8 protein-coding genes and 1 pseudogene are annotated in these 6,520 nt (G+C 51.0%); 2 read left to right on the forward strand and 7 right to left on the reverse strand.

The annotated features are described in order from the left end of the window. The coding region (locus NDI45_RS30420) for an IS6 family transposase (protein ID WP_348250023.1) at positions 1–467 on the forward strand (467 nt) is incomplete at its 5' end. Positions 468–653: 186 nt separating this feature from the next. Here the strand turns inward: NDI45_RS30420 and NDI45_RS30425 are convergent. From NDI45_RS30425 to NDI45_RS30455, 7 genes are all read right to left on the reverse strand, one after another. Continuing rightward, complete coding sequence (locus NDI45_RS30425) at positions 654–1,232, reverse strand: antibiotic biosynthesis monooxygenase (protein WP_190790503.1); 579 nt, start codon at positions 1,230–1,232, stop codon at positions 654–656. 39 nt (positions 1,233–1,271) lie between these two features. Beyond that, positions 1,272–1,520 carry a hypothetical protein gene (locus tag NDI45_RS30430; protein ID WP_348250024.1) on the reverse strand — a complete coding sequence of 83 codons (249 nt, stop codon included), beginning with the start codon at positions 1,518–1,520 and terminating at the stop codon, positions 1,272–1,274. Beyond that, positions 1,521–2,141, reverse strand: a complete 621-nt coding sequence (locus NDI45_RS30435; protein WP_348250025.1) for a flavodoxin domain-containing protein — start codon at positions 2,139–2,141, stop codon at positions 1,521–1,523. 11 nt (positions 2,142–2,152) lie between these two features. Next, positions 2,153–2,749 carry an isochorismatase family protein gene (locus NDI45_RS30440; RefSeq protein ID WP_348250026.1) on the reverse strand — a complete coding sequence of 199 codons (597 nt, stop codon included), beginning with the start codon at positions 2,747–2,749 and terminating at the stop codon, positions 2,153–2,155. A 117-nt stretch (positions 2,750–2,866) separates the two neighbouring features. After that, the gene (locus tag NDI45_RS30445) at positions 2,867–3,532 is read right to left on the reverse strand and encodes a hydrolase (RefSeq protein WP_348250027.1); all 666 of its coding nucleotides are present in this window, start codon (positions 3,530–3,532) and stop codon (positions 2,867–2,869) included. Between the two features lie 164 nt (positions 3,533–3,696). Then, positions 3,697–4,317 carry a glutathione S-transferase N-terminal domain-containing protein gene (locus NDI45_RS30450; RefSeq protein WP_348250028.1) on the reverse strand — a complete coding sequence of 207 codons (621 nt, stop codon included), beginning with the start codon at positions 4,315–4,317 and terminating at the stop codon, positions 3,697–3,699. 38 nt (positions 4,318–4,355) lie between these two features. Then, entirely contained in the window at positions 4,356–5,060 is a 705-nt protein-coding gene (locus NDI45_RS30455; RefSeq protein ID WP_348250029.1) for a pirin family protein, read from the reverse strand. Positions 5,061–5,399: 339 nt separating this feature from the next. On the opposite strand from NDI45_RS30455, the pseudogene NDI45_RS30460 reads away from it, so the two are divergent. Beyond that, a pseudogene (locus NDI45_RS30460) lies at positions 5,400–6,520 on the forward strand (hypothetical protein); the annotation flags it as partial.

The raw sequence follows: 6,520 nt of genomic DNA on the forward strand, positions 1-6,520 counted from the left end.
ATATCAAAGTCAAGGGCGTATGGAAGTATTTGTACCGAGCGGTTGACTCAGAGGGCAATACGCTGGACTTTCTACTGAGCGCAAAGCGAGATAGCAAGGCAGCGGCACGATTCCTTCGCAAAGTCCTGAAAGGTCAGCACACTCATGCTCCACGGGTCATTACCGTTGATAAAAATGCGGCTTATCCCGTCGCGATCGAGACATTGAAAGAGGATGAGATGATCGATCAGGAGACCGAATTACGGCAGAGCAAATATCTGAATAACGTAATTGAGCAGGATCATCGAAACATCAAGCGGATTATGAAACCGATGATGGGATTTAGGACGTTCAACAGTGCAAGAAGAACATTGAGCGGAATCGAAGCGATGAATATTATCAGAAAAGGAAAAGTCAAGGGCATCGTACAAGGGGATATTGTATCTCAAGTCAGATTTATCGAAGCGATCTTTGGAATTGCTGCTTAAGGGAATGCAAACGTTACCGATTGGTTGTCCTTAAACAGTTTTTACGACACAACCCCTGCTGCTGCGGCAAACTTGAGGGAATTTCGACGCGACGATCGAGAGCCGTCAGATATGATTGCGACCCTCAGTAAGTCATATTTAAAGGGGAAAGGGAAAGAGCTACAGCTTGTCTAGTGGTTGGGTCAATTAGTGAGTTGGATAAAGCCACTTCTTAAACAATTTTGTCAAGCGCGGCATCACTAAATAAGTAAGAACTAAAACCACTAGCCCAGTCGTAATCGATTGGTTGAGCAAGATAGGTAAACCAGATAGAATCGGTGACAGCAAGCGACTGAGAACTGCAAGGGTAACGAAAACGCCTAACCATGTCACCAGTGCCATTTTGTAGCGAGGCGGAGATTTGAGGGGTTGGTTAGGCAGGCTAAACCAGGTTTCTAGTCCAGTTAGGGTCTGAATTGCTTCTGGCTTTTCAATTAAGGGCTGCAATCGCTCGATCCATTCTTGCCGCACCTCAGACTCTAGCCAGGTTTTGAGGTTGTTGTAGTGATCGAATTTGAGAATCACCACATATTCAGGATGAGCATGGTCGCGGGGTCGAATCGCGCTGACTCCTAAATGCCCTTTGAATGTTCGCGCATCTGCGGCGATGCCCCGAAACCATTCTTCATAGCCTTGCTCCCGTCCGGGTCGGACGATATGAGAGATTACGGCTGTTACCTGATGATTGTCTTCATCTGCGCCGATCGCTAAGGGTTCATCTAACATGAGGTTCGACCTTTGCTATTTTTTGCTGTTCGCAATCTATCAGTGAGCAATTGCATTCTTTAGAGCCGCTTGAGCATTGGCGATCGCCAAATTGCGAGCCTCATTTTCCAAGACCAGACTATCGGCGTGAATGAAGTCAATCTCGGTGATGCCAATGAAGCCAAAAGTGATGAACTCTTTTGATAAGGTGCGTGAAACGGAACGATCGCCTTGTGGATTGGCATCAATGTGAAGAAGATGAGTTATGGGAAGAATTGCTCCTGGTAAAGAGCAAGTACAGTTTGTCATTCACGCAGTTTGAGTTCCTGAAAACAGGGCAATCAACTCCAGAGACGGTGCCTGATTGCCCCGTGCCATCAAGTCTTTACCCTGTAACGCCACTGCCACTCGCGCCACGTTAGCCCCGTGATGGTAGGCACACTGGAGCATCTCAGCGGTGATGCCAATCGGCTCCATATTGGGACCGCCGCTTCTGCCATGAGCGCCCCAGTGACTACCAGCCACGCCTGCTCCGGGCGTAGTCTTGGGCAGCGGCACGATGATCATGCCTGCCCCTGCCATTGCCGCAAGCAGTCCTAGCTGCGTAATTTCGACGCCCGCTCCGGCATTGCCATAGCCACCGCCCACCGAAAATACGCCGCCAACTTTGCCAACTAACTCATCAGTCAGCCACAGCACCTCAATCGTGTTTTCAATGAACTGCTTCACTCGTGCATCAGCGGAGCGGTGACGCACAGGCGTACCGAGCAGCAGCGCATCACAGGCGCGAACTTCTTCTTTGGTTGCTGCTGTTGCCTCGCGCAGAATCACACTCGTTGCTGCGATCGATCGCGCCCCGTCGGCAACAGCCTCAGCCATCTTGTGCGTATTCCCCAGCGTTGAGGTGTAAACTACCAGGATGTTTGTCATGGCAATTATCCTTACGCTTCCAGAAACTTGGACAGGATTTCCTGGTACATGATGGTTTGAATCGTCTGCCCGACTCCTTCTGACCAGGAATTGGCAAGTTCTGCCATCACCTGATTGGTTGAGGTCAGTGTAACCCCATGCTTTTCCATGCGCCGGAGGGCAGTTTCGTCTGCGATCGCCGTCGGTGAGCCGCCTGCATCTACGACAACCTGTACTTCAAATCCATCTTCGATCGCGCTGATGGCGGGATAGACGATGCAAACGTCGTTCGTCAACCCTGCCATAATCAGCTTTTTCTTACCTGTGGCGATTACTGCATTTCTGTACTCATCGTATTCCCAGCAGTCCACCACACCGGGACGTTTAATGCGCTTGCTGTAGGCTTCGGGTGCGATTTCCTGTAGGTCATCGAGCAGCAAACCCTGAAAATGATCTTCCATGCTGCTGGTTAACACCAGTGACATTCCACTTTCAACTGCCACACGAGCCAACGCGCGAGTATTTTGCACAATCTCCTCGCGGGGCAAGTTGCGAGCCAGTTTGATCGTGCCCTGCTGATGATCAATCAACAGCATTGCTGCATTCTCAACAGTAAACTTGTTCTTCATGAGATTCTCCTTAGGTTCAACGGGCTGAACAGGTCATCTTCATCAAATTGAAATATTGGTCTCCGCTAAGTTGCAAAGGACGATCGCCCACTCAGCGGAGACAACACCAACAATCAATTACGCATGAGTCAAAGCAGTTGCTTTTGCATTGCTGGGAGGTGCACCATGTACCATCGTGTAGGCATACTCCACGCCCACACCGTATGCGCCTGAGTGTTCCTTGACGATCTCAATCACGGCATCGTAGGTTTCCTTGCGTGCCCAATCGCGCTGGTATTCCAGCAGCACTTGTTGCCACGTCACAGGAACGGCTCCCGCTTGAATTAACCGCTGCACTGCCATGTCGTGCGCGATTTGACTGGTACCGCCAGAGGCATCCACAACGAAGTAGACTTCATAACCCGCTTCGAGGGCTTGAATGGCAGGAAAGACCAGACAAACTTCTGTCCAGAGCGCTGCGATCACCAATTTTTTGCGACCAATGCGCTCGACTTCGGCGACAAATTTGGTGTCTTCCCAAGAGTTCATGCTGGTGCGTTCGATCGGCGTTTGATCTGGGAAGAGTTCCAGCAGTTGCGGCCACATATAGCCGCTGAAGCTTTGGGTTTCAACCGTCGTCAAAATGGTGGGTACATTGAACACTTTGGCGGCTTTCGCTAAACCCACCGTGTTGTTGATTAGCGTTTGGCGATCGATGCTTGCCACACCAAACGTCATTTGCGGCTGATGGTCGATGAAAATGATGGTGGAGTTTTCTGGCGTTAGCAGGCTGTGAACGGTCATGGGGTTCTCCTAAGTTAGGGTGAATCGATTCGTTGCAGCATGAACTTGGGGCAAGAGGTGATCTTCCCAGTCATACTCTTTGTCATATAAGCGGAGACAAAGGCTGTGGTTTAAAGAGAATCGACTCGCGAGTTCTCTAGTCAATCAAGTCATTTTTGACTGATTTAAAGGCTGATATTCTGTGCCTGCATTGCTCGCTGTACACCTGCATCGTTTGCCATTTGGGTTAGGAAACGATGCAAATTGGCATAGTCAGTGAAGAGTTTTGGTAGGGTGTTGCCCCAACGACAGAAGACGAACAGGTAGGCATCCAGAATTGTGCGGCGATCTTCTACCATGTAGGTGCGATCGCTCATGTGGCGATCGAGCAGTTGAAAACAAGCATCAATCTGTTTGTAAGCTGCTTCTCGAATCGCGTGATAGTGATGCTCATCCGTGATGTAGCGCTGTGGCACGAAGTAAGGGTAGAAGGCGGGATGCACGTCTCCGGTGAGGTAAGACATCCACTTGTGCATTTCATACCGTGCTTCTAGCGTTGGACTCGCCCCCAGATGCTCGTCGGGAAACTTCTCAGCAAGGTAGAGCAAAATTGCTTCTGCCTCAGTCAAGATCCGACCATCCTCCTCAATCAGAGCAGGCACTTTACCGACTGGATTCACGGCGAGAAAGTCTGGTTCACGAGTTTTACCTCGCTCAACTCGACCCAACTCAAACGGCTTGCCAATCCATTCCAAAACGATGTGAGGGGCAAGTGAACAAGCTCCGGGCATATAGAACAGCTTCATGGCACTTCTTTCTGTAGGCGATCGCCTAACGGTATTGACTATGCCGCCATGTCGAAGAGCAGCACTTCGGTATCGTTGACAGTTCCTTGCAGCGTAATGGCAGCTTCGTTGGCGATCGCAACTCCATCGCCAGCAGTGAGCGTTTGCTCGTTCAACTGCACTGAACCTCGCACCACTTGCAACCAGGCAGTTCGCCCGTTAGCAAAGGTGTGATTGACCTTTTCACTTTGATTTAGAGCGGCGGCATAAAGGTTAACGTCTTGATGAATGGTGATCGAGCCGTCTCGACCATCTTGGGAACCGACGAGGCACAATCTACCGCGCTTGTCTGCCTCAGTGAAGGTTTTCTGCTCGTAACCCGGTTCAATTCCTTTTTGCTCTGGCAAAATCCAGATTTGCAGAAAGTGGACTGGCTCTGTTTTCGAGGCATTGTATTCGCTGTGTTGAATGCCCGTTCCCGCCGACATCCGCTGCACATCTCCCGGACGAATGATCGAGCCTGTGCCGATGCTGTCTTTGTGTTCTAACGCGCCTTCGAGGACGTAGGAAATGATTTCCATATCCCGGTGTCCGTGAGTACCAAAGCCTTGACCAGGGGTTACTTTATCTTCATTGATGACGCGCAAATCGGCAAATCCCATGTGGTTGGGATCGTAATACTCGCCGAAAGAGAAGGTGTGACGACTATCGAGCCAACCAAAGTTTGCAGTTCCTCGTTCTTGAGCGGGTCGAATCGTAATCATCTTGTGTGTCTCCGAAAGGGTGGAGCAATTTGTTTTAGTCACACTGCTATTATGGATTGGATTCAATAAAAAGACAATATGCTATTTCATATACAGATTGTCTCCAATATGGCTACAATATTTAGACGATGGATAAGTTTGGCAGTATTCGCGCTTTTACTCAAGTTGTGGTTTCGGATGGCTTTGCTGCTTGTCGAGTTTCAAATTCTTTTTCGTATCCCCACGAGATGTGCAACGAGGATAGCCGGATCGCTCTAGAAGTGCTGTGTGGAGCGGAATTGAGGGATTGTTCGGACGGATAATTTGGATCGCCGGGTTGATCGACTGGAGTAGGTAGAGATGGGGATCGCCGTACTGGGACAAAAGCGGAGCGGGGTCGAGCTAGAGGTTCGGGAAGAAGAGCGGTTGCGAGTACCGAATTGGTTTGGGGAGGCAGTGTTGTTGGGACAGTACTGGATAGAGAGCGGGTTGGTCGGCTACCTGGAAGAAGAAGTGCGGGTGGTACGGGGACGGATGGGACGGTACGAGGTAGTAGATTTTGTGCTGTTGCTGAATGCGTATGCGATCAGCGGAGAGAAGACGCTGGCAAATTTCTTCCAATCCCTGGCACCTGTAAAGGAGGTGCTCATGAGCGTATGGGGACGATCGCATTGTCCATCGGGATCGAGTCTGAGTCGATTTTTAGCAGCAGTAACCCCAGAAGCGGTAGGACGACTGCGAGAGTTATTCGAGGCAGATTTAGGTCGGAACGGAGTGCGAGTGATGCAGGGAGTGGGGATGTTTGATCGCGTTGAAGATCACTACATGGTGTTCGACGTGGATGGGACCGTGAGTGCAGCGCGACAGCGGGCAGTGGAATCAGATCGGAGCAATTATCCGCCAGTGCAGCGACGGAGTGAGCGAGCCTGTGCACCGGGGTACAAAGGACGGAAGCGGGGGGAAGTGAGCCGGACGCGAACGACTATAGCGGTGGCACAAACGAGCGAGTGGCTGGGAACGTATGGGGGAGCCGGGAATGGGGATGCGAAAGGTGAACTGGCGCAGGCGTGCCGGGTGATCGGACGCTACTTGAAACAGCAGGGCTTGAATATAGCGCATGGCTTAGTGCGGCTGGATGGTTTGTATGGGACGGCAAGCCTGGTAAGTGTGGTGCAGCAAGCGGGGTTAGGGTATATCTTGCGCTGCCGGGACTATCACCTGTTGAAAGAGCCAGGGATTGCCCAGCGGCTAGAGACGGCAGCAGCTTGGGAATGGCAAGAGATAAGCAGCAATAGTTTCAGCCAACTCATAGACCTGGGGTATGTGGAGGCAATGAAACGAGGCTACGCCACGCCAATGCGGATAGTTGCGGTGCGAACGCCGGAGAAATTGCACCAAGCGCGGATCGGCAAACGGCTGAAGAAATACGTGTACGAGCTATTTTTGACCTCGCAGTCCGTAGGGAGCCTCAGTGCTCTGGA

This window comes from Leptolyngbya sp. GB1-A1 (genome assembly GCF_039962475.1).
Lineage (GTDB): Bacteria > Cyanobacteriota > Cyanobacteriia > Elainellales > Elainellaceae > Leptolyngbya_A.